Annotated in this window: 23 protein-coding genes; 16 read left to right on the top strand and 7 right to left on the bottom strand. The window is 65.6% G+C overall.

The annotated features are described in order from the left end of the window. Nucleotides 1-5 precede the first annotated feature (5 nt). The gene (locus NUW87_RS03690) at nucleotides 6-521 is read left to right on the top strand and encodes a mismatch-specific DNA-glycosylase (RefSeq protein ID WP_269027249.1); all 516 of its coding nucleotides are present in this window, start codon (nucleotides 6-8) and stop codon (nucleotides 519-521) included. Here NUW87_RS03690 and NUW87_RS03685 read toward each other — a convergent pair. After that, nucleotides 488-1,309 (bottom strand): PrsW family glutamic-type intramembrane protease, encoded by an 822-nt coding sequence (locus tag NUW87_RS03685; RefSeq protein ID WP_239219614.1) that lies wholly within the window; start codon nucleotides 1,307-1,309, stop codon nucleotides 488-490. The genes NUW87_RS03690 and NUW87_RS03685 overlap by 34 nt on opposite strands. Further along, complete coding sequence (locus tag NUW87_RS03680) at nucleotides 1,309-1,767, bottom strand: hypothetical protein (protein ID WP_070474879.1); 459 nt, start codon at nucleotides 1,765-1,767, stop codon at nucleotides 1,309-1,311. Before NUW87_RS03680 ends, NUW87_RS03685 begins: the two co-directional genes overlap by 1 nt. Nucleotides 1,768-1,899: 132 nt before the next feature. Here NUW87_RS03680 and NUW87_RS03675 point away from each other — a divergent pair, with 132 nt between their 5' ends. Beyond that, nucleotides 1,900-2,847: a GNAT family N-acetyltransferase gene (locus tag NUW87_RS03675; RefSeq protein ID WP_269027248.1), complete on the top strand. Its 948-nt coding sequence runs from the start codon at nucleotides 1,900-1,902 to the stop codon at nucleotides 2,845-2,847. 36 nt (nucleotides 2,848-2,883) lie between these two features. Beyond that, nucleotides 2,884-4,386, top strand: coding sequence for an Asp-tRNA(Asn)/Glu-tRNA(Gln) amidotransferase subunit GatB (gatB, locus tag NUW87_RS03670; protein WP_239219616.1), 1,503 nt, complete (start codon nucleotides 2,884-2,886; stop codon nucleotides 4,384-4,386). A 198-nt stretch (nucleotides 4,387-4,584) separates the two neighbouring features. On the opposite strand, the gene NUW87_RS03665 is transcribed toward gatB, so the two are convergent. After that, complete coding sequence (locus tag NUW87_RS03665; RefSeq protein WP_239219618.1) at nucleotides 4,585-5,988, bottom strand: YkvI family membrane protein; 1,404 nt, start codon at nucleotides 5,986-5,988, stop codon at nucleotides 4,585-4,587. A 181-nt stretch (nucleotides 5,989-6,169) separates the two neighbouring features. Here NUW87_RS03665 and NUW87_RS03660 point away from each other — a divergent pair, with 181 nt between their 5' ends. Continuing rightward, nucleotides 6,170-6,985, top strand: a complete 816-nt coding sequence (locus tag NUW87_RS03660) for a DoxX family protein (protein WP_269027247.1) — start codon at nucleotides 6,170-6,172, stop codon at nucleotides 6,983-6,985. Nucleotides 6,986-6,993: 8 nt separating this feature from the next. Here NUW87_RS03660 and ilvD read toward each other — a convergent pair whose 3' ends face one another. Next, the gene (ilvD, locus tag NUW87_RS03655; protein ID WP_269027246.1) at nucleotides 6,994-8,832 is read right to left on the bottom strand and encodes a dihydroxy-acid dehydratase; all 1,839 of its coding nucleotides are present in this window, start codon (nucleotides 8,830-8,832) and stop codon (nucleotides 6,994-6,996) included. Nucleotides 8,833-8,844: 12 nt separating this feature from the next. Next, on the bottom strand, nucleotides 8,845-9,387 hold the full coding sequence (locus tag NUW87_RS03650) for a PH domain-containing protein (RefSeq protein ID WP_239219624.1): 543 nt from the start codon (nucleotides 9,385-9,387) through the stop codon (nucleotides 8,845-8,847). A 314-nt stretch (nucleotides 9,388-9,701) separates the two neighbouring features. On the opposite strand from NUW87_RS03650, the gene NUW87_RS03645 reads away from it, so the two are divergent. The 3 genes from NUW87_RS03645 (at nucleotide 9,702) to ilvC (ending at nucleotide 13,106) form a co-directional block, all read left to right on the top strand. Beyond that, the gene (locus tag NUW87_RS03645) at nucleotides 9,702-11,495 is read left to right on the top strand and encodes an acetolactate synthase large subunit (RefSeq protein ID WP_377734292.1); all 1,794 of its coding nucleotides are present in this window, start codon (nucleotides 9,702-9,704) and stop codon (nucleotides 11,493-11,495) included. Nucleotides 11,496-11,497: 2 nt separating this feature from the next. Further along, nucleotides 11,498-12,016 carry an acetolactate synthase small subunit gene (ilvN, locus tag NUW87_RS03640; RefSeq protein WP_194560197.1) on the top strand — a complete coding sequence of 173 codons (519 nt, stop codon included), beginning with the start codon at nucleotides 11,498-11,500 and terminating at the stop codon, nucleotides 12,014-12,016. Nucleotides 12,017-12,089: 73 nt separating this feature from the next. Then, entirely contained in the window at nucleotides 12,090-13,106 is a 1,017-nt protein-coding gene (gene ilvC, locus NUW87_RS03635) for a ketol-acid reductoisomerase (RefSeq protein ID WP_269027245.1), read from the top strand. Nucleotides 13,107-13,176: 70 nt separating this feature from the next. On the opposite strand, the gene NUW87_RS03630 is transcribed toward ilvC, so the two are convergent. Continuing rightward, complete coding sequence (locus NUW87_RS03630) at nucleotides 13,177-13,791, bottom strand: hypothetical protein (RefSeq protein WP_239219630.1); 615 nt, start codon at nucleotides 13,789-13,791, stop codon at nucleotides 13,177-13,179. A 268-nt stretch (nucleotides 13,792-14,059) separates the two neighbouring features. Between NUW87_RS03630 and NUW87_RS03625 the strand changes: the two genes are divergently transcribed. From NUW87_RS03625 to NUW87_RS03590, 8 genes are read left to right on the top strand one after another with little or no spacing between them, the layout of a single operon-like run. Then, nucleotides 14,060-14,950 carry a cation diffusion facilitator family transporter gene (locus NUW87_RS03625; protein WP_239219632.1) on the top strand — a complete coding sequence of 297 codons (891 nt, stop codon included), beginning with the start codon at nucleotides 14,060-14,062 and terminating at the stop codon, nucleotides 14,948-14,950. A 22-nt stretch (nucleotides 14,951-14,972) separates the two neighbouring features. Continuing rightward, nucleotides 14,973-16,742 carry a DUF262 domain-containing protein gene (locus tag NUW87_RS03620; protein ID WP_239219634.1) on the top strand — a complete coding sequence of 590 codons (1,770 nt, stop codon included), beginning with the start codon at nucleotides 14,973-14,975 and terminating at the stop codon, nucleotides 16,740-16,742. Then, complete coding sequence (locus NUW87_RS03615; protein ID WP_239219636.1) at nucleotides 16,743-17,600, top strand: hypothetical protein; 858 nt, start codon at nucleotides 16,743-16,745, stop codon at nucleotides 17,598-17,600. A gap of 59 nt (nucleotides 17,601-17,659) precedes the next feature. Continuing rightward, nucleotides 17,660-18,676 carry a 3-isopropylmalate dehydrogenase gene (locus NUW87_RS03610; RefSeq protein WP_239219649.1) on the top strand — a complete coding sequence of 339 codons (1,017 nt, stop codon included), beginning with the start codon at nucleotides 17,660-17,662 and terminating at the stop codon, nucleotides 18,674-18,676. 10 nt (nucleotides 18,677-18,686) lie between these two features. Beyond that, on the top strand, nucleotides 18,687-20,135 hold the full coding sequence (locus tag NUW87_RS03605) for a cell wall-binding repeat-containing protein (protein ID WP_269027243.1): 1,449 nt from the start codon (nucleotides 18,687-18,689) through the stop codon (nucleotides 20,133-20,135). A 42-nt stretch (nucleotides 20,136-20,177) separates the two neighbouring features. After that, on the top strand, nucleotides 20,178-22,043 hold the full coding sequence (locus tag NUW87_RS03600; RefSeq protein WP_269027242.1) for a DUF294 nucleotidyltransferase-like domain-containing protein: 1,866 nt from the start codon (nucleotides 20,178-20,180) through the stop codon (nucleotides 22,041-22,043). 1 nt (nucleotide 22,044) lies between these two features. Then, a complete protein-coding gene (locus NUW87_RS03595; protein WP_269027241.1) occupies nucleotides 22,045-22,611 on the top strand; it encodes a 3'-5' exonuclease in 567 nt (188 codons plus the stop codon). A 34-nt stretch (nucleotides 22,612-22,645) separates the two neighbouring features. Beyond that, nucleotides 22,646-23,437: a fumarylacetoacetate hydrolase family protein gene (locus NUW87_RS03590; RefSeq protein ID WP_269027240.1), complete on the top strand. Its 792-nt coding sequence runs from the start codon at nucleotides 22,646-22,648 to the stop codon at nucleotides 23,435-23,437. A 5-nt stretch (nucleotides 23,438-23,442) separates the two neighbouring features. Here NUW87_RS03590 and NUW87_RS03585 read toward each other — a convergent pair whose 3' ends face one another. After that, nucleotides 23,443-24,558, bottom strand: a complete 1,116-nt coding sequence (locus NUW87_RS03585) for an isochorismate synthase (RefSeq protein ID WP_239219659.1) — start codon at nucleotides 24,556-24,558, stop codon at nucleotides 23,443-23,445. An 85-nt stretch (nucleotides 24,559-24,643) separates the two neighbouring features. Here NUW87_RS03585 and NUW87_RS03580 point away from each other — a divergent pair, with 85 nt between their 5' ends. Next, on the top strand, nucleotides 24,644-25,696 hold the full coding sequence (locus NUW87_RS03580) for a CE1 family esterase (protein ID WP_269027239.1): 1,053 nt from the start codon (nucleotides 24,644-24,646) through the stop codon (nucleotides 25,694-25,696). The last annotated feature ends 250 nt before the right edge of the window (nucleotides 25,697-25,946 follow it).

Here is a 25,946-nt window from a genome sequence, read left to right as displayed (position 1 = left end):
ACGCTATGAAAAACCGTATCCCCGACCCCTGCCGCCTGCTCATCGTCGGCATCAACCCCGGCCGCCTCACCGAGGAGGTGGACGCGCCCTTTGCCTACCCGGGCAACCGCTTCTGGCCGGCGCTGGAGGCCGCGGGCATCACCCCGTACCGCGTCCACGCCAATGAGGGGTTATCGGAAGAAGACGCGGCCATGCTCGCCGAGCTCGGCATCGGCTTTACCAACCTGGTGGGGCGCATGACGCCGAAAGCGTCCGACCTCTCCAAGGCGGAACTCGTGGAGGGAGGGGAGGTGGTGCGGGGCGTCGTCGAAAAGCATCAGCCCACAGCCGTGATGTTCGCAGGTATCGGGGCGTACCGCGATGCTTATCGACGACCAAAGGCCACCCGCGGCCTCCAACCCGAAACCCTCGCTGGAGTGCCGGTGTGGGGGGTAGGCAACCCGAGCGGGCTCAACGCGCACGAGACCGTGGCCACGCTCGCCGAGAGCTACCGCGAGGTGTGGGAGGCGACCGGCTCCTGACGGCCGATGCGGCAGGAGCGGCGATAGAGCCAGATGAGCAGCACCCAGAGCAGGACAGAGACTGCCAACATAGCCACAGTTCCGTAAGGGTCGGGAAGCTCACGGGAGCCGTTAAAGGCACCGTGGAGCGCGGCGGCCAGCACAAACCAGCCTGCGAGCCGGGAGAGACGCCAGCCGAGGGGCTGGTCGGTGCGGCACAAAAATACGCCGAGGCCCCACGCGGCCAACCCGGTATAGACCGCGTGAGCAAATGGTCCCAAGACAACCATCACAAGCATAAAAATTGCGCCGTCGCGGTACTCCGAGTGCAGATCCAGCGTCGCTTTAATCGCTGAATTGGTTACGATCTCGGCGACTGAGAAGCCGGCGCCGACGGCCATGCCGACCACGGCCGACTCGACGGGTCGACGCACCGGCGCGAAAGCGGCGATGACAAGCAACGCAGCCAGCAGTTTGGCAGTCTCCTCCGGAATCGAGGAAAACAGGTACGTAACTGCGTCGGGAAGCTGCTGCGCCGCGGCGAGGTAAGCGGAGTTGACGAGTGGAACCACGCCGCACACGCCCACTCCTGCGATTACGCCAACCGGTAGCCACCACGAAGCTTCCGGCCGCCCAGGGTGCCGGCGCGATAGGAGCCACAGCGCCGCAACGGCGATGAGGACGAATGCGGCCGCCACTGCGCCGAACGCGGGCGTCCACGGCACCTGTGTGAGTGCGTAGACGAACCGTCCCACACCCGCGAGGATTGCCAGGCCGCCGAGGGCTTGGAGTACGACGCTCGTTCGCATCAACGGGCCTCCTCAGCGACGAAGCGGTCGACGATCTCGCGGCCGTAGGTATCAGAAGCCGCGACGTATACCGTCAGGTTGTCGCGTTCGGTGGCGGCGATAGACACGCCGTCGCGGTGTACCGCATAGACACCGGAGGCAGGGTGATCGAGCTCGTCCGGGGTGATTCGTTCGCCATTCGACGCTAGCCAATACAAGCGCGTGACGGCGTTGGCGAGCTCGGCTTCATCGCCTAAAGAGTCTTCGGTGCGCAGCTGGATCCGCGTGTCGCCACAATCCCATTTCACCATGTCGGAGCCGCCGTCAGTTTGGGGGCACTGCAGCACCGAGCCGTCTGCGTTGCGCAGTGTGGCGCCACCCGCAGCCACCTCCGTGACTTCGGGGGCTTCGGGCTCGTCGCTTTGCGTTGCCGCCTGGGCCATGAACGGGGCCGCCAGGAGCAAAGCGCCGGCCGCCACGAGCCCTATGGTGCCGGTGCGGGTATTTCTGTCAGAAAAATCGGGGTATTTCACTTGGAGACACTATAGGGAACTGCTCTCTCATTCGCAGTGTGCAGCTATATGTACCGCCCCTGCAGTAGCATCGCTGAGATGACGCTGCTTGAACAGATGGCTCGCGCGTACGAGACGTGGATGCCACTTCAGCTTCGCGAGTGGTACACCGCAGACGAGCGGCGTGGGCTCGCGGTGCAGGAGATGCGCCCGCAGGCCGAGCACACAGCAGACGCGGAGTTCGGCGCCGGCTTCCGCGACCATCTGCAACCTCTCGGCGGCCCGGACGTGCCCGACCCGCTGGCGTGGGCGAACCGGCGCGTGGAGTTTGCGGATGGTAACTGGTGCGTCGCCGGAATCCGCTTCCTGGGGCTGGACCCGGAAAAGCCGTTCGTGCACGTTGTCGCGACCTCCTTGCCGCCGCGGCACGACGGCCTAGGCACGTACGCCACACAGCTGCACTGCGAGTTCGCGGACTTCGGCCCGCTGGCCATCCGCTTCGAGCTGCCGAACCCGCCCGAGGACGCGGACGTTGACCAGTGGATTATCGCCGGGCTCGTCTCCGAGCTGCGGCGGAAACCGCGCCGCCCGCAGCACGAACGCGTCCGCCTCACCCCAGCAGACCCCTCGGAGACGGCACCATATGCCGATGAGGTGCTCGGCAACGTCGCAAAGCAACGGCCCGAAGTACGCACCTGGACGGAGGCCGCGACCCCGGAACAACTGCAAAGCTGCGCGGAGACCGGTGCGCTGTGCGCGATCGAGGTAGACGGGGAGCGCGCGGGCATCATTGCGGCGGCCCGCGACGATGCAAACGGAATGCGCGGTTTCCAGGTCTACGAGTTTCTCCTCGACGACAATGCCCGCGGTCGCGGCCTCGCACCCGTGGCGATGCAGCTGCTTTGCGACGTCCTGCCGGCCCAAACCGGCGACACATTGTGGGGGACGGTGCACGGGGGCAATGGGCCGTCGATAGGCAATGCGCTCGCTGTCGGCCGCGAGAAGACGGCGGCATTTGTGTGGGTGCAGAGACGGGGCGAGCTGTAGCGCGGGGGCGCGGGGCGGGGCAGTAGACTGATGCGCATGACTGCGTACGACCTGATGGATTACGACGAAGTACTCGAAAAGTACGACCCCGTGATGGGCCTTGAGGTGCACGTCGAGCTCGCCACCGAGACGAAGATGTTCTCCACCTCATCCGCCCACTTCGGCGCGGAGCCGAACACGAACATCGACCCGGTCTCGCTCGGGCTTCCCGGTGCGCTGCCGGTGGTCAACGCCAAGGGCGTGGAGTGGGCCATCAAGATCGGCCTGGCGCTGAACTGCAAGATCGCCGAGTCCTCGCGGTTCGCGCGCAAGAACTACTTCTACCCGGATCAGCCGAAGAACTACCAGATCTCCCAGTACGACGAGCCGATCGCCTACGACGGCTACCTGGACGTCGTGCTCGAGGACGGCACCGAGTGGCGCGTGGAAATCGAGCGCGCGCACATGGAGGAAGACACCGGCAAGCTCACCCACCTCGGCTCCGCCTCCGGCCGCATCACCGGCGCCACCGCGTCGCTGGTGGACTGCAACCGCGCGGGCATCCCGCTGATCGAGATCGTGACCAAGCCGATCATCGGCGCCGGCGAGCGCGCCCCAGAGGTGGCTAAGGCCTACGTCGGCGCACTGCGCGAGCTGGTCAAGGCCCTCGGCGTCTCCGACGCGCGCATGGACCAGGGCAGCATGCGTTGCGACGCCAACGTGTCCCTGCGCCCGGTTGGCCAGGAAGAATTCGGCACCCGCACCGAGACGAAGAACATCAACTCCCTGAAGTCCGTCGAGCAGGCCGTGCGCTTTGAGATGCAGCGCCAGGCAGCCGTCCTGCAGGAAGGCGGGGAAGTGGTCCAGGAGACCCGCCACTACCAGGAGAAGGACGGGTCCACCTCGAAGGGGCGCCCCAAGGAAGAGGCGTCCGACTACCGCTACTTCAACGACCCGGACCTGCCGCCGGTGATTGCGAAGCCGGAGTGGGTCGAGGAGATCCGCGCGACCCTGCCGGAGCTGCCGTGGGTGCGCCGCGCCCGCATCCAGGAGGAGTGGCAGCTGCCGGAGAAGGAGTTCCGCGACCTGGTCAACGCCGGCGCGCTTGACCTGATCGTGGACACCGTCGAGGCCGGCGCCACTCCCGATGAGGCCCGTGCATGGTGGGTCTCCTACATCAACGGCAAGGCCAACGAGGCCGGCAAGGACCTCGACGCCCTCGGTGTTACCCCGGCCGACGTCGCCCGCGTGGTAGAGCTGGTCAAGGAAGGCAAGCTGACCACCAAGCTGGGCCGCCAGGCCATCGACGGCGTCATCGCCGGCGAAGGCTCGGTCGACGAGGTCGTCGCCGCCCGCGGCCTGGAGGTTGTGCGCGACGACGGCGCGATTGAAAAGGCCGTCGACGAGGCTCTGGCCGCCAACCCGGACATCGTGGAGAAGTACCGCGCCGGCAACAAGAAGGTCACCGGCGCCATCGTCGGTGCGGTGATGAAGGCGACCCAGGGCAAGGCCGACCCGGGCCAGGTCAACCAGCTCATCGCGAAGAAGCTCGCGGAGTAGCGTTCGACTACACTAGCCCACCACAAAACCGGCTACCTAGAACCGGCTACCACACGAAATAGCTGCTGGTAGCCGGATGTAGGTAGCCGGTTTTCGCGTTGTTGCCGTGGGATCCCGGCGATGCCCAGGCGCAAAGCAAAACCCCGGCCAACTTTGCGTTGGCCGGGGCGGAACGGGACGTCGTAAAGCGAAACGCGCTTACTTGTCCTCAGGCTTGACGGCGGGGAACTCGCCGGTCTTGTACATCTCCTCGTAGGACTCCCAGTGAATGTCCTCGCCGGGGGTGTCGGGGACGCCGGCGTACTCGTCGGACTCGGGGTCGAGCGCCGGGACGGACTTGATGTCGAAGTCGTTGGAAGAATCGGCGTGCATGTCCGCCGCGACCTCTTCCTGCACCGACTGCCACAGTTCCTTGCCGCCGACGTTGGAGTCGGAGGTCAGCGAGTCGATCTCGCTGCGCTCCGCGCCGGTGAGGTCCGAGCTCTCAGGATCAAGCTGGCTGCCGGCGAGCTCTGCGAGGCGCTCGCGGCGTCCAGTCTCGTCCTGGATGTTCTTGCGGTCGCGGAACCAGGCCACACCCATAACGACGCCCAGCACGAGGCCGAGGTAGCCCAGGAACGGGTAGACCCAGCCGACCAGGTCGGCGAAGCCGATGAAGGACAGGGCGAAGCCGACCAGGACCGCAATGGAGTAGTACGCGCGGAACTTCCCGGGCTTGTCGTGGCTCAGGCGGCGGCCGTTGGCGTAGAACATGCCGACGGCGGTGTTGTAGATCATCAGGTAGATGACAATGGAAACGAACACGCCTACGGCCGGGTGCATGGAGTCGAAGACCATCAGCAGCGGCATGTCTGCATCCATGACGTTTTCCATGTTGCAGAACAGGATGAAGGTCAGGATCAGCAGCAGCACGGCGAACATGATGCCGCCGAGCAGGCCGCCCTTGCCCGCCTGTGCCGGGTTCATGTGGGAGCCAGCGAAGACGAGCATCATGGAGACGTCCATGATCATCACCAAGGTGGCGTAGTTCAGCGCGGTGATCAGCCAGTTGCCGAACGTGCCCGACGCGCTCTGGTTAGTCTGTGCCAGTTCGTTGATGTGCCCGAAGTCGGACGGCATATCCATCAGCGTGATTACGAACGCGATGAGCAGGCATGCGATCAGCAGCGGGGTGATGTAGGAGAAAACGCTGGTGAGCTTGTCAATGTCCAGGAGGCCGGACAGCAGCAGAAGCACGGTCATGATTGTGGAGCCAACCCAGGTGGGGAAGCCGAATTGCTGCTCCAGGTTGGCGCCTGCGCCGGCGACCATGACGAAGCCGATGCAAAACAGGGTGAACATCGTGGTGATGTCCATGTACCTGGAAAGCCACGGACGCGAGACGCTCTTGAACACGGCGCTGTGGTCGTCAGCCAGGTAGTAGGAGCCGAGCTGGTAGACCCAGCCGCTGAAGATGGCGATGGCGGCGCCAGCGACAGCCGCGCCGAGGATGCCCCAATATCCGAACGCGAGGAAGTACTGGATCACCTCCTGGCCGGAAGCGAAGCCCGCGCCGACGGTGAGGCCCACCAGCGCAAGGGCAACTTTGAATGTTTTACCCATAATGATCCTTAATCAAAGTTAATTAAAAAGAGCGGAGCCGAGGGTAACACCATTGGGGGGCCATTGCTAACCGACGACCACAGGTTCCCACTGTCAACAGCGCAGCGCACAGGCGTGGTTTTGGTGCTTTTATCGGCGCGTTGCTAAGGATCAGGCAGTGTTTTCGCATACATTCGTTGGCATGGCTAACAACCCACGCGATCTCACCCCGAATGAGCAAAACGATCTGACAAACCTGGATTCCCCTGAGGTGCCGGAGTACACCGGCGACGGGCTTTACACCCGCACAGGCAAGGCTGCCCCGACGGAGATTTTCCCGCGCGGCGAGCAGGACAACGGCCCGTTGATCCCGCAGGCGCCGGAGACCACCGGGTTTGAAAGCACCACTGAGACGGTGGCCGTGGACCGCGAGCCCGCGTATGTCGCCACCGAGCCGACCTACGCCGAGACCGCAGAGCCGGCCGTGGTCGAGGAGGAGACCCGCCGAGGCACCACGGACTTCGGTCTGTTCTTGATGCGCCTGTTTCTCGGCGCGTTTTTGATTATCGATTCCGTAGCGATCTTCTTCCGCCTCGGCGGCAACGAAGGTATCTCCGGTCTGGAGAGCGCATTTGCGGATTACCCTTACGGTTCCGGTCTGGCCGTTGTGGTGCCCACCCTCGAGCTGGCCGCGGGCGTTTTCCTGGTGCTGGGCCTGCTCACCCCGGTGGCAGCGCTGGTTGCCATCGCAGTGACCGGGTTTATGGCGCTGCACGCGTTCGTTTCCCAGTCTGACGGCTTCAATGTCTTCGCCTGGACGCCGGAGACCTGGGTGCCGGTCATGCTGCTGGCCGCATCCCTGGTCGTGCAGTTCACCGGCCCGGGCCGCTACGGCATCGACGCCTCGCGCGGCTGGGCTAAGCGCCCGCTGGCATCCAGCTGGATCTGCGCGCTGCTCGGCCTGGTGGCCGCCGGACTGATCTGGTGGTTCGGCACCGGGGTCAATCCGGTCGCTTAGTCCACTAGTTAGTCCACTTGGCGCACTGCGCCCTTGTCGGCGCTGGTGGCCATCTTCGCGTACGCACGCAAAGCCTTCGACACCTCCCGAACGCGGTTCGGCGTCCACGGGGTGTCGGAGGCTTCCATCGTTTTCCGGCGCTTGTCCAGCTCCGCCTCGTCTACGTCGAGTTTCAGCTCGCGGTTGGACACGGAGATGGAGATGGTGTCGCCGTTTTCGATTAGGCCGATCAGGCCGCCGGCCGCGGCCTCGGGGGAGATGTGGCCGATGGAAAGGCCGGAGGTGCCGCCGGAGAAGCGGCCGTCCGTGATCAGAGCGCACTTCTTACCCAGGCCGGCGCCCTTCAAGAACGACGTCGGGTGCAGCATCTCTTGCATGCCCGGCCCGCCGGCGGGGCCTTCGTAGCGGATCACCACGACCTCACCTTCGAGCACCTCACGGTTGAGAATCATGGAAACGGCCTGCTCCTGCGAGTCCACCACGCGTGCGGGCCCCGTGAACTCCCACAGACCCTCTTCCACGCCGGCGGTCTTCAAGATCGCGCCGTCCGGTGCGAGGTTGCCGCGCAGCACCACCAGGCCGCCGTCGGACGTAAACGGGTGCTCGGCGTCGTGGATCACGCCGTTTGCCGCGTCGGTGTCGAGCTCCGCCCACCGCGCGCTCTGGGAAAACGCCTTCGTGGTGCGCTCGCCGCCGGGGGCGGCGTGGTACAGCTCCAGCGCCTCATCGGTCGCGGTACCGCCGCGGATGTCCCAGTCTGCGAGCCATTTGCTTAGCGACGGATACGCGATCGAGTGCACATCCGTATGCAGCAGTCCTGCGCGGTTGAGCTCGCCCAAAATCGCCGGGATGCCGCCAGCGCGGTGGACGTCCTCGACGTGGGCTTCGCCGTTCGGCGCGACCTTGGACAGGCAGGGGATCTGGTGGGACAGCTCGTCGATGTCGTGGAGGTCGAAGTCGATTTCGCCCTCCTGCGCGGCGGCGAGAATGTGCAGGATGGTGTTGGTGGATCCGCCCATGGCCATATCCAGCGCCATGGCGTTGCGGAAGGCGTTCACACCTGCCACGTTGCGCGGCAGGACGGATTCGTCGCCCTGACCGTAGTAGCGCTCGCACAGCTCCATGACGGTGCGGCCGGCCTTTTCAAACAGCTCGCGGCGCGCGGTGTGGGTGGCGAGCGTGGTGCCGTTGCCCGGCAGGGACAGGCCGAGCGCCTCGGTGAGGCAGTTCATGGAGTTGGCGGTGAACATGCCGGAGCAGGAGCCGCAGGTGGGGCAGGCATTGTTGGCGATGTCATCGAGCTCCGAATCGGAGACGTCGTCGTTGGCGGACAGCGCGATCGCGTCGATGAGGTCGGACTTCGGCTTGGTCACCCCTCCGACCGAGAATGCCTTGCCGGCCTCCATGGGGCCGCCTGAGACGAACACGGCCGGGATATTCAGGCGCATCGCGGCGTTGAGCATGCCCGGGGTGATCTTGTCACAGTTGGAAATGCAGACCATGGCGTCCACGGTGTGGGCGTTGACCATGTACTCCACCGAGTCGGTGATGATTTCGCGCGACGGCAGGGAGTACAGCATTCCGGAGTGTCCCATGGCGATGCCGTCGTCGACGGCGATGGTGTTGAACTCCTTGGGCACTCCGCCGGCGGCGCGCACGGCGTCCGCGACGATCTCGCCGACTTCCTTGAGGTGGACATGGCCTGGCACGAACTGGGTATAGGAGTTCACAATGGCCACGATCGGCTTGCCAAACTCGTTCTCACCGGTGCCGGTGGCGCGCCACAGTGCGCGGGCGCCCGCGGCCTGGCGGCCGATGGTGGTGACGCGTGAGCGAAGTGGGATCACGGTGGTTACTCCTTAAGCTTCAGGGGAAGCACTCGGCGCGGACGGGCGCGGGCCCGGCAGATCCGGGTGCTCGGCAACGTAGGCGTCGTACTCTTCGCGGGAGAGCAAAACCTTGTGGCCGCCCTTGTCGATGATTTCGTACTTGCCGTCGGCGGCCTCCTGGGCTGCGGTGATCACGTCGGTGATGCGGCCGTTGGAGGCCTCGGCCAGGTCGGGAAGCGAGTTGAAGGTCACGCCGGGCAGCGGGTGCTCCGTGCCGTCGACAGTGACGGCGTGAACAGCAGAGCCCTTGAAGGCGAGGCCCTTGAGGTTGCGCCACGGCAGGGTGACGTTCTTGCGCACCAGATACTTGGCGGTGATGCCGCGTTCGTCCACAGTGGTGGAGGAGGCGAGCACCCAAGCTAGCCAGATAGCGGGGAAGATCAGCAGCCAGGCCAGGTACTTCGGCGCCCAGAGGATGCCCATGAGGGCGATGCCGGTGGCGAGCACGATGGCGAGGATGTGCTCGCGCGTGGGCTTGAATACGTGCTGGGTGTGCTCCGGCGTGTCAGTCATAGTTGGGGATGGTAGTCACCTTTGGAACGTCGATAGGCAATAGCCCGCAATTTAAATACTTGAATAAAAACCCTCGATATGTTGCCTGGGACACTACAGTTTTAAATCGTGATTAACGAGCGACTTGTAATTATTCTCTCCCGACGGCGCTTGCCGTAGCGGGTGCGTTTTACACGCCGCTCACACACACCAAGCGCCCTCGAGAGCACATCGCTCGCCGGGGGCTTTTGTTGTATGAGATCGCGATACCAAGCAGAGTCGAGCAAGCAAGGAGCCTTCACGTGGCAGCTGCAGAGAAAAGAAAGCCCGAACGTATGACGGGTGCGGACGCAGTCGTGCGCAGCCTCGAGGAACTGGGCACCGAGATCGTATTCGGTCTGCCGGGTGGTGCAGTGCTCCCGCTTTACGACGCACTGTTCCGCGCCGAGAAACTGCGCCACGTCCTCGTGAGACACGAGCAAGGCGCAGGCCACGCCGCGGAAGGCTACGCGGTGGCCTCCGGAAACGTGGGCGTGTGCATCGCCACCTCCGGCCCGGGCGCAACCAACCTGGTCACCCCGATCGCGGACGCCTACCTGGACTCGGTGCCGTTGGTGGCCATCACCGGCCAGGTCGGCTCGTCGCTGCTGGGCACCGATGCGTTCCAGGAGGCGGACATCCGCGGTGTGACTATGCCGATTACCAAGCACAACCTCATGGTGACGAAGGCCGAGGAGATCCCCAGCGCGATCGCAGCGGCGTTCCATATCGCCTCCACCGGCCGCCCCGGCCCGGTGCTGGTGGACATCCCGAAGGATGTGCAAAACGCCGAGATCGAATTCGCGTGGCCGCCGAAGGTGGACCTGCCGGGCTACAAGCCGAACACGAAGCCGCACAACCGCCAGATCGCGCAGGCCGCGAAGATGATTGCCAAGGCGAAGCGCCCCGTGCTCTACATCGGCGGCGGCGTGGTCAAGGCGAACGCGCACAAGCAGCTGGCCAAGTTTGTGGAGGCCACCGGCATCCCGGTGGTGACCACACTGATGGCGCTCGGGACGTTCCCGCACGACCACCCGCTTTACCTGGGCATGCCTGGCATGCACGGCACCGTGCCGGCGGTGGGCGCGTTCCAAGAGTCCGACCTGCTCATCGCGATCGGCGCGCGTTTCGACGACCGCGTCACCGGCGACACCGAGACCTTCGCCCCGCACGCGAAGGTCATCCACGCCGACATCGACCCGGCCGAGGTTGGCAAGATCCGTCCGGTGGACGTGCCGATCGTCGGCGACGCCAAGCGGGTGCTGTCCGAGCTCACCGACTACTTCGATGAAAAAGATAAGGTCAAGGCTCCCAGCATCAAGCCGTGGATCGACCGCTTGATGGACCTCAAAGAGCGCTTCCCGCGCGGCTACGAGGAGCACACCGACGGCACGCTGGCACCCCAGTACGTGCTGGAGACGCTGTCCAAAACCGCAGGCACCGACGCAATTTATGTCTCGGGCGTGGGCCAGCACCAGATGTGGGCCGCCCAGTTCATCGACTATGACAAGCCGCGCCACTGGATCAACTCCGGCGGCGCAGGAACGATGGGCTTTTCCATCCCGGCCGCGATGGGCGCGAAAGCGGCGATGCCGGAGAAAGAGGTCTGGGCGATCGACGGCGACGGTTGTTTCCAGATGACCAACCAGGAGATCACCACCGCCGCGCTCGAGGGCTTCCCCATCAAGGTGGCCTTGATCAACAACGGCAACCTGGGCATGGTGCGCCAGTGGCAGACCCTGTTCTACGACGGGCACTACTCGCACACCAAGCTCGGCGGCGAGGTCTACGTCCCGGACTTTGTGAAGCTGTCCGAGGCGCTCGGCGCGGTGTCGTTCCGCGTCACCTCGGCCGACGAGGTGGAAGAGGCGATCCAGCGCGCCCGCGAGATCAACGACCGCCCGGTGGTGGTCGAGTTTGTCGTGGGCGAGGACGCGCAGGTGTGGCCGATGATTGCGGCTGGCACCTCTAACTCCGACATCGAGTACGCGCGCGGCATGCGTCCGTTCTTCGGCGAGGAGGAGTCCGCGGCGGAGACGCCGGAGGCCATCAACGACACCATCGAAGCGCTCGAGCAGGAGGGAAACTAACCATGGCACAGCCCGAACAAATCACCCGCCACACGCTGTCGGTGCTCGTCGACGACGTCGACGGCATCATCACCCGCGTCACCGCGCTGTTTACCCGCCGCGGCTACAACCTGGTCTCCCTCGTCTCTGCGAAGACGGCGAAGGAAGGCATCAACCGCCTCACGGTTGTTGTGGACGCCACGCCCCATGCCGTCGAGCAGATCACCAAGCAGCTGTACAAGCTCATCCAAGTGCACAAGGTGCTCGAGCTTGACGACGCCACGTCGGTCGGCCGCCAACTGCTCCTGGTGAAGGTCAACGCGGACAACCTCACCCGTCCGCAAGTGGTGGACGCCGCCAACCTGTTCCGCGCCCGCGTGATCGACGTGGCGGTGGACTCCGTGATCATCGAGGCCACGGGCAACTCCGCCAAGCTCAAGGCGTTTCTTGAGGTGATGGACTCCTTCGGGATCCGCGAGTTGGCGCGCTCGGGCTCGGTGGCGCTATCGCGCGGCGCAAAAACGATGGCAAAGTCCGAGTAAATCTTAAAAACCCGAGACGGTTGTGTCATAATGTGAAATGACCGTCTCACAGAATGAAGGAAGTGACGTACACATGGCAATCGACGTGCTCTACGACAACGACGCAGACCTGTCCCTGATCCAGGGCAAGAAGGTCGCCATCATCGGCTACGGCTCCCAGGGCCACGCCCACGCGCAGAACCTGCGCGAATCCGGCGTCGAGGTGGTCGTCGGCCTGCGCGAAGGCTCCAAGTCCGCCGACAAGGCGCGCGAAGCAGGCTTCGAGGTCAAGACCAACGCGGAGGCCGCCGAGTGGGCCGACGTGATCATGCTGCTGGCCCCGGACACCTCCCAGGCTCAGATCTTCACCGATGACATCGAGCCGAACCTCAAGGACGGCGACGCACTGTTCTTCGGCCACGGCCTGAACATCCACTTCGACCTGATCAAGCCGGCGGACAACATCACCGTCGCCATGGTCGCGCCGAAGGGCCCGGGCCACCTGGTCCGTCGCACCTTCGCCGACGGCAAGGGTGTGCCGGCGCTGATCGCGGTGGAGCAGGACCCGCAGGGCAACGGCAAGGAGCTCGCGCTGTCCTACGCCGCGGCAATCGGCGGCGCCCGCGCAGGTGTCATCCCGACTACCTTCGAGGCGGAAACCGTCACCGACCTGTTCGGTGAGCAGGCGGTGCTCTGTGGCGGCCTGGAGGACCTGATCATGTCCGGCTTCGAGGTGCTCACCGAGGCCGGCTACGAGCCGGAGATGGCCTACTTCGAGTGCCTGCACGAGATGAAGCTGATCGTGGACCTGATCTACGAGGGCGGCCTGGCCAACATGAACTACTCCATCTCCGACACCGCGGAGTTCGGCGGCTACCTCTCCGGCCCGCGCGTCATCGACACCGGCGCGAAGGACCGCATGCGCGACATCCTGAAGGACATCCAGGACGGCACCTTCACCAAGCGCCTCGTCGCCAACGTCGAGGGTGGCAACAAGGAGCTGGAGGACCTGCGCGCGAAGGTCTCCGAGCACCCGATTGAAAAGACCGGCGAGGAGCTGCGCGACATGATGAGCTGGGTGAAGAACCCGCTCACTGACACCGCCCGCTAAACCGGCAGACAGCAAAAACCCCGCGCTCCCGACTGGGAGACGCGGGGTGAAGCTTTTTCTTGGCTAGCGACTAGTTGGTCGGCTCAGCCTCAGCGCCCTCCGGTGCGAGGGTCTCGGTGATCTCGTCGACGATGTTAGTCTCGGTGACCGTCTCGTCTGCCGGCTCAGCTGCGGACTCCTCAGCGCCCTCGGCTGCGGACTCCTCAGCGCCACCCTCGATGGTGGTGGTCTCGGAGACAACCTCGGTTGCGGCGGTGGTGGTGGACGTGACGGTCTCGCCCTCGCCGTTGTCGCCGGAGAACAGGGACCACAGCAGCCACAGCAGCAGCAGAGCGACGAACAGGCCGAGCAGCCACTTCCACCAGCCGCCGCCACCGTTGGACTCCTCGGTCACCGCGGTGGAGCCAGCGGTGGAACGAGCCGGGGTAGTAGCGGTGCGCTCGGTGGTGGTGCGCTCAACGCGGACGTCCTTGTTCGGGTCGACGTTGGTGCGGTCCACGTTGACGTCCTTAACTTCCTTGGCACCGTCCTTAACGCGGTCGACGCCTTCGTCGCCGCGGCCGCGGATGTCGTTAACCTTGTCCTGGCCGAAGTCCTTCGCGTCGCCGAGTTTGTCCTGGCCGAAGTCCTTAGCGTCCTTGGCAACGTCCTTCGGGTTGCGCTTCGGATCGATGGGGTTGTTCATTGTAAATTCCTTTCGTGCTAACACAAGTGCTGGCATAACGTCTCCGTTGGACGCAGGGCTACGCCAGCATCCACGGTGAACGACCGCCCACTGTAACAAAACTTCCGCAACCGCCGTCGCGGGACCTGTGCTGTGCATCTCATCGTGTCCGGAGTTTTCCCTGCGCTCGTGGGTGGCTGGCTTCAGGCGGAACCATTTTCAATAAGTTGTCATTAAGCGAAAAGGTGCATACCGTAGGTCGTCGAGAGGCAATGTGAAGGGGACCGAAATGCACGATCACCACAACCACGACCACGCCCACGGCGCTCCGAAACGCGCGCTCGCAGTCGCACTGGCGATCACCGGCACGGTTTTCGTCGCGGAAGTTGTCGGCGGATTGCTCTCTGGGTCGATGGCTCTACTCGCGGACGCGATGCACATGCTTTCCGATGCCGCGGGGCTGATCATCTCCCTTCTTGCCATCATCGTCGGACAAAAGGCCGCTTCCGCAACCGCGACGTACGGCTACCGGCGCGTGGAAGTGCTCGCTGCACTGATCAACGCTGCCACTGTGCTGGCAATTTCCATCTGGATCGTGGTCGAGGCGGTGCGCAGGTTGCGCGACCCGCAACCGGTGGAAACAGGACCGATGATGGTCATCGCGATGATTGGCCTGATCGCGAACGCTGCTTCGGCATGGGTGCTCTCGCGCCACCGGGAGGGCTCGATCAACGTGCAGGGCGCGTACTTACACGTGCTGGTGGATATGTTCGGCTCCGTCGCAGTGCTGGTGGCTGGCGCGGTGATTGCGTGGACCGGGTTTACCGGTGCTGACGTGGTTGCCTCCCTGGTTATTGCGGCACTGGTGCTGCCGCGGGCTTGGCAGCTGATGGTGCGCTCGGCCCGGGTGATGCTCGAACACGTCCCGGCGGGGTTCGATGCGGACGAAGTGGAGCGCGCACTACGGCAGGTCGAAGGCGCGACGGATACGCACGACCTGCACCTGTGGTCGCTGGACGGGGTGAGCGTATTAGCCACGGTGCACGTGGTGGCGGGCCCCGGGGTGGACCGCGACCAGCTGCTGGACCGGGTGCAGGACACGCTGGCGCACCTTGGGGTGGAGCACGCGACGGTGCAGATTGAACCTCCTGAGCACATCGGTCACGAGAAGGTGTGCTGAAACTGCACTACGCTTGGGAGACATGGGTTTCACCACGCCGAGCTACTCACTCAAAGACCTGTTTTCCCGCGCGGGGCGGGGAGAGCTGCAGCTGCCTGACTTTCAGCGGGAGTACCTATGGGACGTCGACAGGGTTCGCACCCTGGTGACTTCCGTGCTGCGCGGCTACCCGGTGGGCTCGTTCCTCGCCCTGGATACGCGCAACACGGAGCAGCGTTTCAAGCCGCGCCCGCTCGAAGGTGTAGCGGTGGAAGGCGTCGCCCCCGGGCTGTTGCTTCTGGACGGACAGCAGCGCCTGACCTCGCTCTACCAGGCGTTCAAGAACGACGGCGAGGTCCACACCGTGGACTACCTGGGCCGGCCGATCCGCCGGCGCTTCATGGTGGACGTGCGCGTAGCAGTGTCCGCAGACCCAATGCCAGTGGAGGCGCTATTCGCGGTGGATGAGCAGGGCCAGGTGCGCTCCCACTTCGGGCCGGACGTCGACGGTGCGCTGAATTCGCGCGAGGCCTATATAAATAACGGTGTCATTCCGGTAAGCATGCTGCTGTGGACCGAGGGCAACGACTTGCTTGTGGACATGGCCGCGAGCACCGAAGACGAGCAGCTGCGCGACGCGGTCAAGCACTTTGTCAACCAAGTGATGCGTGGGCTTCCGGCGTACGACGTGCCGGTGATCCGCGTGGACCGCGAAACCACGCAGGCGGGCGTTGGTCAGATCTTCGCGTTCGCCAACTCTGCTGGCGTGCAGATGGACGTCTTCGAGCTGCTCACGGCGGTGTTCGCCTCCGAGGACCCGTCGTTTGTGCTGGCGGAGAACTGGCGGGATACGGAGCACAAGCTGCGCGAGCACCCCGTGCTGGACAGCGTGGGGCGAGTGGAGTTTCTGCGCGCGCTGTCGCTGCTGCTGACCAGTAGGAGGGGCTCCGCGCGGGGCCACCGCGGCGACATCCTGGACATTTCGCTGGAGCAGTACCGGGCGCACGCAGGCGAAATGCTGGACGGTTTCCTCGCCGCCGCGAGGTTTTTGGAGGAGCGCCGCGTCGTTTACGCGGACCAGGTGCCGTACCCGGCCCAGCTGATCCCGCTGGCGGTGATCTTGGCGCGGCTGGCTGAGGATCCGGGCGCACTTGAGCGCGAGGGCGCGGCTGACCGGCTCAACCGGTGGTTCTGGTGCGGCGTGTTCGGCGAGCTGTACGGCTCCCACGCGCCCACCATCCGCATCGGCCTGGACGTGACTGAGGTGACCCCGTGGGTGCGCGGGGACACCGACGAGCTGCCCCGCACGGTGGCGGATGCGCAGTTTTTCGAGTCCCGCCTGCGCACCGCGGGCCCGGACAGCGGCGTTTACCGTGGCCTGTACTCGCTGCTCATGGCCCGCGGCGCCCGCGATTGGCGCACCGCCGAGCCGTTCACGGCAGAAACGGTGGGGCAGCTGCAGCCCCGCTTCCGGCAGGTGTTCCCAACGGAATACTTGGCGGTCACCGGCGCGCTGGATACCGACCCGGAGCTAGCCGATTCGGTGCTCAACCGCACCCCGATGGGGAGGCGCACCGACGTGGTGATCGAGCGCAACGAGCCGAAGCGTTACCTGCCCCGCCTGCAGTCGAAGTCCCTGCTGGAAGACGACGAGTTCGACGCAATGCTCGAGGGCCACGAGATGGATCCGGAGCTGGTGCTGGCCTCGGACTGGGAGGGCTTCGTGGCAGATAGGCGCGAGCGCTTCGTGGGCATGATCGAATACGCCATGGACCGCGCCGCCGAGCGGGACTGGGAGCCGGGCGAGGCGTAAGTGGCGAAAGCGAAAACTCTCGCGGGTGCGGCCGCCGTGATCGCGGCCTCCGCGATGCTGACGTCGTGCGCGCCCGAAGCACAGTTGAGCCCGCTCGAGCGCGCCCGTGGCGTGAACCAGTCAAAGCACGTGGGCAAGCTGTTTGCGGGCGAGCCGGAGGTCGTCGATGACGTTTTGGGCATTGAGACCGCGAGGCTGTTCTTCCCGGCGTCGGAGACGCTCGTGCTGAGCGATAGCTCGGTTGAGGCGCAGCTGCGCGCTGCGTCCATCGCGGTGATCACGAACGCGCCGATGATGGTCTATGACCCCGCCCGCCACGCCGAGTACGTGCAGATGATCGCGGATATGCGCACTGTCAACGTGCTCACCGTCGGGGACGTGGCCATTGCGCCGTCGAAAGGCGCGGTGAGCGTGCAGCGTGACCCCGGTGGACTGCGGGCGTTGGAGCAGATGACGGCGCTGCGCTACCGGGAGCGTACCGTCGCCACGCCGCAGGAAGCGGTGCGGGAGGTATCCGAGTTGCACCAGCGCGAACCGATGTGGTTGCGCGCGCAGTGGGCGGACCCGGCGGTGTTGCCCGCGTCGAACCCCGAACCCTTTCCCATTCAGTCCCGCCGCGACGCGAATATGGCACCGAGGGTGGTGGCCACCTGGGAGTCGTCCATCCCGTCCGTGGCAAACGCGCGCAGCTACGGCGCTGATGTGACCGTTGTGCCGTTGACGGATCCGCGCAAAAGCGAGCAGACCTTGTTCGCGATGGCGGGGTTGGCTGAGCGGCCGTTGGTGGCTTTGGGGAGCCACTTCGGCACCTCCGAGGAATTGGCTGGCCGGATTCAGGAGGCGGAAGCGGCCTTCTAGTGCCGCGCGGGGTGATAGTCTGAAGCTGTTTCTACTATGTGAGAAGAAGGTTTCAGAATATGAAAATTGCAGTGCTCGCGGGCGACGGCATCGGACCAGAGGTCATGGCGGAAGGCCTCAAGGTCCTGCGCGCCGTGCGCGACGACGTGGAGACCACCGATTTCGACCTCGGCGCCCGCCGCTACCTGCGAAACGGCGAGCTGCTCACGGACGCGGATCTGGACGCACTGAAGGCACACGACGCGATCCTGCTCGGCGCCATCGGTGACCCGGAGCGTGTGCCGGCCGGCGTGCTCGAGCGCGGTCTGCTGCTTCCGCTGCGCTTCAAGCTGGACCATTACGTGAACCTGCGCCCGTCGCGGTTGTACCCGTCGTCGGTGAGCCCGCTTGCCAACCCCGGCGACATCGACTTTGTAGTGGTGCGCGAGGGCACCGAGGGGCTCTACGCCGGCAACGGCGGCACCCTGCGCCAGGGCACTGAGCACGAGGTGGCCTCCGAGGTCTCCCAGAACACCTACCACGGTGTTTCGCGCGTGGTGCGTTACGCGTTCGAGCTGGCCAAGACGCGTCGCAAGAAGCTCACTCTGGTGCACAAGACCAACGTGCTGGTCAACGCAGGCGGGCTGTGGCAGCGCGTCGTCGACGAGCTCGCGCCCGAGTTCCCGGAGGTCGAGGTGGACTACAACCACATCGACGCCGCGACGATCTACATGGTGCAGGACCCGCAGCGCTACGACGTCATCGTCACCGACAACCTCTTCGGCGACATCCTCACCGACCTCGCAGGCGCCGCCGCAGGTGGGGTGGGCCTTGCCTCCTCCGGCAACATCAACGCCGCCAAGGAATTCCCCTCCATGTTCGAGCCGGTGCACGGCTCCGCCCCGGACATCGCCGGCCAGGGCATCGCGGACCCCACCGCGATGATCCTATCGGTGGCGATGATGCTGCGCTTCCTTGGCGACGAGGACAACGCCGCGCGCATCGAGGACGCCGTCGAGCGCGATGTGGCCTCCCGCGGCGACGCGAAGGTGCGAACCGCCGAAGTGGGTGACAGGGTCGCCGCGGCCCTGAAGTAGGGTTGTGCGCATGCATGTGACCCGCACGATCCCCGCCGTTTTGACCGCAACAGCACTGGTGCTGACCAGCTGCAGCAGCACAGAGGGCGGGATCGGGCAGCCGGCAGCCCTTGAAACCAATGGTGACGAGGTGATCCAGGATGCCGATGGCACTGGTGTCGAGGTCTCGCAGCGCCTGTTTGATTCCTCGGAGACCGTGGTGGTCTCCGCGAAGGAGCGCGACCAGCAGCTCAAGGCAGCGGCCATCGCGGTCAAGCTCGGGGCACCGATGCTCGTGCGTCTCGACGGCACCGACGCCGCCGTCGACGCCGAAGTCGAGCGACTGGGCGCCACACGCGTGATCAACGTGCCGGGCGACGAAGAAGAAGCCGAGGAGGTCGCTTCCGCCGAACCGGCCGAAGATGTCGCGGCCATTGCCGCGCTGGAGGCACAGAACCCGAGTGAGCTGACCATGCCCCCGGTGTTCGCCACCGCGCAGTCCTCGCGCGCCTCCGTCGCCACCGCGCGTGCCGCTGGCGCCGAGGTGCAAGTGCTGGCGGCGCCGGATCCGCGCGCCACGGCGGAAAGCATGCGCACCGTCACCGACCAGGACACCCTCGCGCTGGGCCGCCAGTGGGGCGACACCGAAAACTTCGAGGAACGCGCGGCGCTGGCAGAGGGCGGCGAGCTGCCGGGCGGCGGCGGCCTGGTCTTCCCGGGCCGCCGCATGGTGGCGCTGTACGGCCACCCCTACGGCCCGGACCTGGGCGTGATGGGGGAGCAGGACCCGGCGGCCGCGGTGGAGCTGGCGAAGAAGTACGCCGCGGACTACCAGCCGTTTAGCGAGCTGCCGGTCATCCCCGCGTTCGAGGTCATCGCCACCGTTGCCTCCGGAGGCCCAGGCGACGACGGAAACTACTCCAACGAGACGCCGATGGAGGACCTCGTGCCCTACGTCGACGCGATTGTGGACGCCGGCGGCTACGCCGTGATCGACCTGCAGCCCGGCCAGGGCAGCTTCCTCGAGCAGGCCAAGATCTATGAGGATTTGCTCAAGCGCCCGAACGTCGGTTTGGCGCTGGACGCCGAGTGGAAGCTCAACCCGGGCGAGGAGCCGCTGTCGCGCATCGGCAGCGCCACCTCAGGCGAGATCAACGAGGTGGCGGACTGGCTGGCCCAGCTCGTCCGCGACAACAACCTGCCGCAAAAGGTAATGATCCTGCACCAGTTCAACGTGGCCATGTACCCGGACCGCGAAAACATCGTCACCGGCCAGCCGGAGCTCGCCTGGGTGCTGCACGCCGACGGCCACGGCGGCCCGGAGCAAAAGTTCGACACCTGGAACGTCCTGCGCGAGGGCCTGGACCCGAACTTCTTCATGGCGTGGAAGAACTTCTTCGACGAGGATTTCCCCACCTTTACCCCGGAGCAGACCTACCGCGACGTCAACCCGCGTCCGTGGTTTGTCAGCTACCAGTAAAAACCGCCGGTATCGGGCGCAGCTGCACGATACTCTTGCTCCATGAGTGTGGAGCTTGAAGAGGTCTACGGTTTCCTCGCCCAGCACGAGCCGTTTTCGACGCTGCCCGAGGACACCCTTCGCGCGCTTCCCGCGCAGATGGGCATCACCTACGTCCGCCGCGGCCAGGCCGTGGTGGAGGTGGGACAGCCCAACGACACGCTCTACGTCATCCGCTCCGGCGCGGTGGACATCGTCAGCGAGGGCAACCTGCTGCTGGACCGGCGCGAGGCCGGCCTGAACTTCGGCTACTCCACGCTGGTGGGCGACCGCGTCTCCGCCTACCTCATGCAGGCGGTGGAAGACAGCATCCTGCTCTTGATCCCGCGTGAGGCGTTTCTCGAGCTGCTTGCGCAGTTCCCCGACATGGGCCGTTTCTTCCAAACCGCCTCGCGCCGCGTGCGTGCCGCCGCCGAGGAGGTGCGCGATGGCGGCGCCACCGACGTGCTGCGCACCCCGCTGCGCGAGATTTTCGCCGGCCGCGGGCCGGTCACCCGGGACAAGCACGTGAGCATCACCGAGGCCGCTCGCACGATGGGCGAAGAGGGCATCAGCAGCCTGATCATCACCGACGGGCAGGAGGTCGCCGGCATCATCACCGACGCCGACATGCGTTCGCGCGTGGTCGCAGCGGGGGTGGACGCGTCCAGGCCCGTGGCAGATGTGATGACCAGCCCGGTACGTACCATCGCCCCCAACGCGCTCGTGTTCGAGGCGATGCTGACCATGAGCGAGATGGGCATCCACCACCTGCCGGTCGCCGACGAAAATAATGTGGCTGGGGTGGTCACCACCGCGGACATTATGCGCCAATTACAGGCGGACCCGATCTACCTCGCGGCGGACGTGGCGCGGGCGTCGCTGGAGGAGCTGGAGGGTGCCTACCGGGACGCGGCACGCGTCGCGGTGCGGTTTTTCGAGCGCGGCGCCTCGGCGGCCGAGACGCAGCGGCTGCTCACTTCGATCGCGGATGCGGTGGCGAAAAGGTTGGGCACTTTAGCCGTCGAGAAGCTTGGGCCCCCGCCTGTGCCGTTTGCGTTTGTGGCGGTGGGCTCGCAGGCGCGCGGGGAGATGGGGCCAGCTAGCGACCAGGACAACGCGCTCGTGCTCGCCGACACGTACGACGCCGCGCGGCACGGTGAGTACTTCGCCGAGCTCAGCGAGTTTATCTGCGAAGGGCTCGCCCGCGCCGGCCAGGCGTTGTGCCCGGGCGACATGATGGCGTCCTCGCCGCAGTGGCGGATGACGGAAAGCGAGTGGGGCCGCACGTTCCACGGCTGGGTCACCGCGCCGAAGCCGGACGCGCTGCTTAACGCGCAGGTGTTTTTCGATTTCCGCGCCGTCTTCGGTTTCGGCGAAGGCTGGCAGGAGATGGCCGCGCGGGTGCGCTCGGGCGCGCTGGCGTCCGCGCACGGCTCGCGCCGCCTCCACACGCACCTCGCCGCGCTGGCCACGTTCCGCGAGCCGCCGGTGGGCTTCTTCCGCGGGTTCGTGCTCGAGCGCAGCGGCGAATACGCCCACACGCTGGACATCAAGCGCGGCGGCACCGCGGCGGTGGTGCAGATGGCGCGCCTGTACGCTATCGCGGCCGGGGTGGACGAAGTGGACACGATCGCGCGCCTGCGCGGCGCCGCCGGCGGTCCGGTGTCCGCGAAGGGGGCGGCGGATCTTCTGGACGCCTACGAGTACCTCGCCGATCTGGCCATGCGCCACCAGTCCGCCCTGGTGCGCGCCGGTGACACACCGAATTACCGCATCGACCCGAAGCAGCTGCCCGAGCGCGACCGCGCGGCACTCCGCGACGCGTTCGGGGTGATCAAGTCGTTGCAGAACGCGCTTTCCACCGCGTACCCGACCAGGGCGGTGTGACATGCTGTTCGGTCCGAAGAAGCGGCAGCTTATCAGCGGCTCACTGCTCGCCGTGGACGTCGAAACCACGGGCCTGAAGCCAGCGCACTCGCAGTTGGTGTCCGTGGGGTGGGTGCCGGTCAACGGCCGGGTGATCGACCTTGCCGGCGCCGAATACTTCGTCCTGCGCGGGGCGGACGTGGGGGAGTCCGCCACGTTGCACGGGGTGACCGACGACGAGGTGACGTCGCTGGGCCGCGAGCCTGCAGAGGTGCTCGAGGCGTTTCTGGCTGCGCTCGACGGGCGGAAGCTGCTCGCGCATTTCGCGCAGATGGAAACCGGGTTTCTGGGCAAGCTGCATCAAGATGTGCGCGGGTCCAAGTGGCGGCTGCACGACAGCGAGGTGGTTGACACCTTCGCCATGGAGCGGCGCCACATGGAACGCATGGGCACCTACCCGCGCGGCGAGGACCTGCGTTTGCCCAGGGTGCGGCAGCGTTATAACCTGCCGGCGTACGCAAACCACAACGCGTTGACCGACGCGGTGGCGTGCGCCGAGCTCTATCTCGCGTTAACCGCATCCGGGTAACGCCACTTTTGCAATTAGCTATATGCTCTGTCACATGCGTTTTGGACGAATTGCAACACCTGAAGGAATGACATTCGCCGTCATCGACGACGAGGGAACAACCGCGAAGGCCATCGCTGGCACCCCGTTCACCGACCCCGAGTACACCGGCAAAGACTACGCGCTTGAGGACGTCCGCCTGCTCGCCCCGACCCTGCCGTCGAAGGTGGTGGCCGTGGGCCGCAACTACGCCGACCACGTGGCGGAGGTGTTCAAAAAGTCCGCGGAGCACCTGCCGCCGACGATCTTTATCAAGCCGTCCACGGCAGTTGTGGGTCCCGGCGCCGCCATCAAGATCCCGGAGTACGCCACCGGCGTGGAGTTCGAGGGCGAGCTCGCGCTCGTTGTCGGCGTGCCGTGCAAGAACGTCAAGGCTGCAGACTGGAAATCTGTCATCCGCGGCGTGACCATCATCAACGACGTGTCCTCGCGCGACCTGCAGTTCGCCGACGGCCAGTGGGCCCGCGCAAAGGGCATCGACACCTTCGGCCCGATCGGCCCGTGGATTGAGACGGACCTGGAGAAATTCGACTTTGCCAACCTGCCCATCAAGGCGCACCACACCCACAACGGCGTCACCGAGACCAAGCAGGACTCCAACTCCAACCAGATGATCAAGTCCGTCGGCGAGATGGTGGAGTGGGTTTCCGAGTCCTTCACGCTGTTGCCTGGCGACGTCATCGCCACCGGCTCGCCCGCCGGCACCGCGGAGATGGTGCCGGGCGACTACATCGAGGTGGAGATCCCCGGCATCGGCAAGCTGGGCAACCCGGTCGAGCGGGCGTAGGACGCTTACAGGCCGAGTGCGCGCATGATAGTGCGCAGCTTGGCCGAGGTCTCGTCGAGCTCTGCCTGCGGGTCCGAGTAGGCGGTCAGGCCCCCGCCCGCCCAGGCGCGTGCCCGGGTTCCGTCGGCGTTGACCTCGGCGCAGCGGATAGCCACCATGTACTCGCCGTCGCCGGCCGTGTCCGTGTATCCCACCGCGCCGGCGTAGAACCCGCGGTCCGGCTCTGCGGTGGTGATCAACGCCTCGGCCGCCGCTTGCGGGGTGCCGCAGACCGCCGGGGTGGGGTACAGGCTTAAGGCGAGATCGAGCGCGCTCGGCGCGGGATCTTTCAGTACGCCCTCGATCGGTGTGGCCAGGTGCCACATCTCGCTGGTCTTTTCCAGCCTTGGTTGATCGGGGACGTTTAGCTCGCTGCACAGTGGCGCCAGGATGCGCCGGATGTGGTCGACCACGAAGCGGTGCTCGTCTAGGTCTTTCGCAGAATCGCGCAGTGAGTTAGCCGCGGCCTGATCTGCGTCCTGGTCGCCGGGGACGCGGGCGGCGGAACCTGCCAGAGGAAACGACCAGACGCGCCTTCCGCGCCGGCGCACCAGCACCTCTGGCGAGGAGCCCACGAGGAAATGCCCCGTGCGCCCCGACGGGGTGAGGTCCGCGATGAACCCGTCGTGCGTATACGACAGGTCGATCAGCCGGGCCGCCACCAAGCGGGGGTCCACCGGCGGGTCAAAGGCGATGTCTACGGCACGCGCCAGCACCACTTTGTCCAGGGCAGAGCTTTGGATTGTCGAGATGGCGGCTTCGACTCGGCGCAGGTGTTCGGCCGGGGACGGGTCAACGTCGATAAGCATTGCGTTGAGCTTGGAACCCTCGCCGACGCGGTAGTACGGGTGCGGCTCGAGCGCACCCGGCTCCCGGATGATGTGCTCGGGGACCGTGAGCGCCGCTGGGCAGTCGTGGTCGAAGGGGAGGGCGCCGACAACCATTTCTTCCTCGCCGCGCGCGATCGCGTCCGCAGCTTCCCATGCGTCGTCGAAGGTGCGGAGTGCACCCTGGGTGCGCACGGAGCCGTCGCCACGCGAGAGCAGAAAGTCTGGAGCGCTATCGGGTCTGGAAGTGGGCATGTGACGATACTTTAACGAACCTCCATTTGTGCACGCACGTCTGCATTGCTTGCCGCTACATAAAGGTGGGGTTAATGTGGCCGGTGTGAAAATTGTGAAGAGCCTTGCAGGTGGTTTCGCTGCCTTGCTCATCGCAGGTAGTGCGATCGCTCCGGTGCAGGCTGGGGCCCAAGATATGTCGTCCCAAATCAACGGACAGGTCAACCGCGCGATCAGCGACGCTAACCGCGCCGCCACCGACGCGGTGAATCAGGCCAACGCCGAGTGGAACAAGTTCGTCCAAATGGCCAACGACACCATCCCCGGCAGCTCGTCTTTCCCGCACAATCCGTTGCCCGCGCCTGCACCGGTGCCTGGGCCCTGGGTGCCACAAGCACCCGCACCAGTGGCTAACGGCACCAACGGCGAAATCCACGCCGCAGGACGCAGCTACCTCATCTGGGTGCCGCGAGGCTACAACCCGGCGAACCCGACGCCGGTGATGGTCGGCTACTCCGCCTACCAAGACTCCACCGAGAACTTCCGCAACTATTCCCGACTGCGCGAATCCTCCGTCGGACGCGACGCCATCATCGTCTACCCGCGCGCCATTGGTGCGTCCTGGGAAGGCTCGCCGACCGCAGCCACCCGGCCCGGCCAAGACATCGCTTACGTGCGCGCAATGATCAACGACGTGCAGCGTTACTACAACATCGACCGGCGCCGCATCTACGCCACCGGCATGTCCACCGGCGGCGGCATGGCAGCAGTCTCCGCCTGCCACATGGCAGACCTTTTCGCCGGCGTCGCAGGCGTATCCGGTGCGTACTACGCGCCGGTGAACCGCGGCTGCCAGAACCTGCCCATCGCCTTCATGGCCCTGCACGGCATGAACGACACCCTCACCCCGTACTACGGCACCACCCGACGCGGCCAGCGCGTCCTGCCGGTTCCAGAACTGTTCGGCTCCTACGCCGCCCGCAATGGCTGCGGCCCCGGTCTCAACCGCGCCCCGCTGTACAACGCCACCCGCGTCTCCGCCCGCGGCTGCCGCAAAGGGGTGGAAGTGATCCAGGTGCACGGCTCCAACCACTACTGGTGGTACTCGCCGTCCGCCGCCGACGAAATGTGGGCGTTCCTTTCCCGCCACTCCAAGTAGTGCACCACCTAAGCGCCTCCCGGGGCGCGACCTGGGGCGCCTGTCAAGGCGCGGTTTTGTAAAACTCGGCCACAGTGGGGTGGGGGGAGCTGGGGGTATTGGGTATTGGGTATTGGGTTTTGTTTTAGGCCGAGTTTTACAAAACCATGTTGTGCCGGTTCTGCGGCCGCATAATGTTGTGCCGGTTCTGCGGCCGCATAATGTTGTGCCGGTTCTGCGGCCGCATAATGTTGTGCCGGTTCTGCGGCCG

It is taken from the genome of Corynebacterium pilbarense (assembly GCF_026930265.1).
GTDB classification, from domain to species: Bacteria; Actinomycetota; Actinomycetes; order Mycobacteriales; family Mycobacteriaceae; genus Corynebacterium; species Corynebacterium pilbarense.
This window is presented reverse-complemented; position numbering and strand designations above follow the sequence as displayed.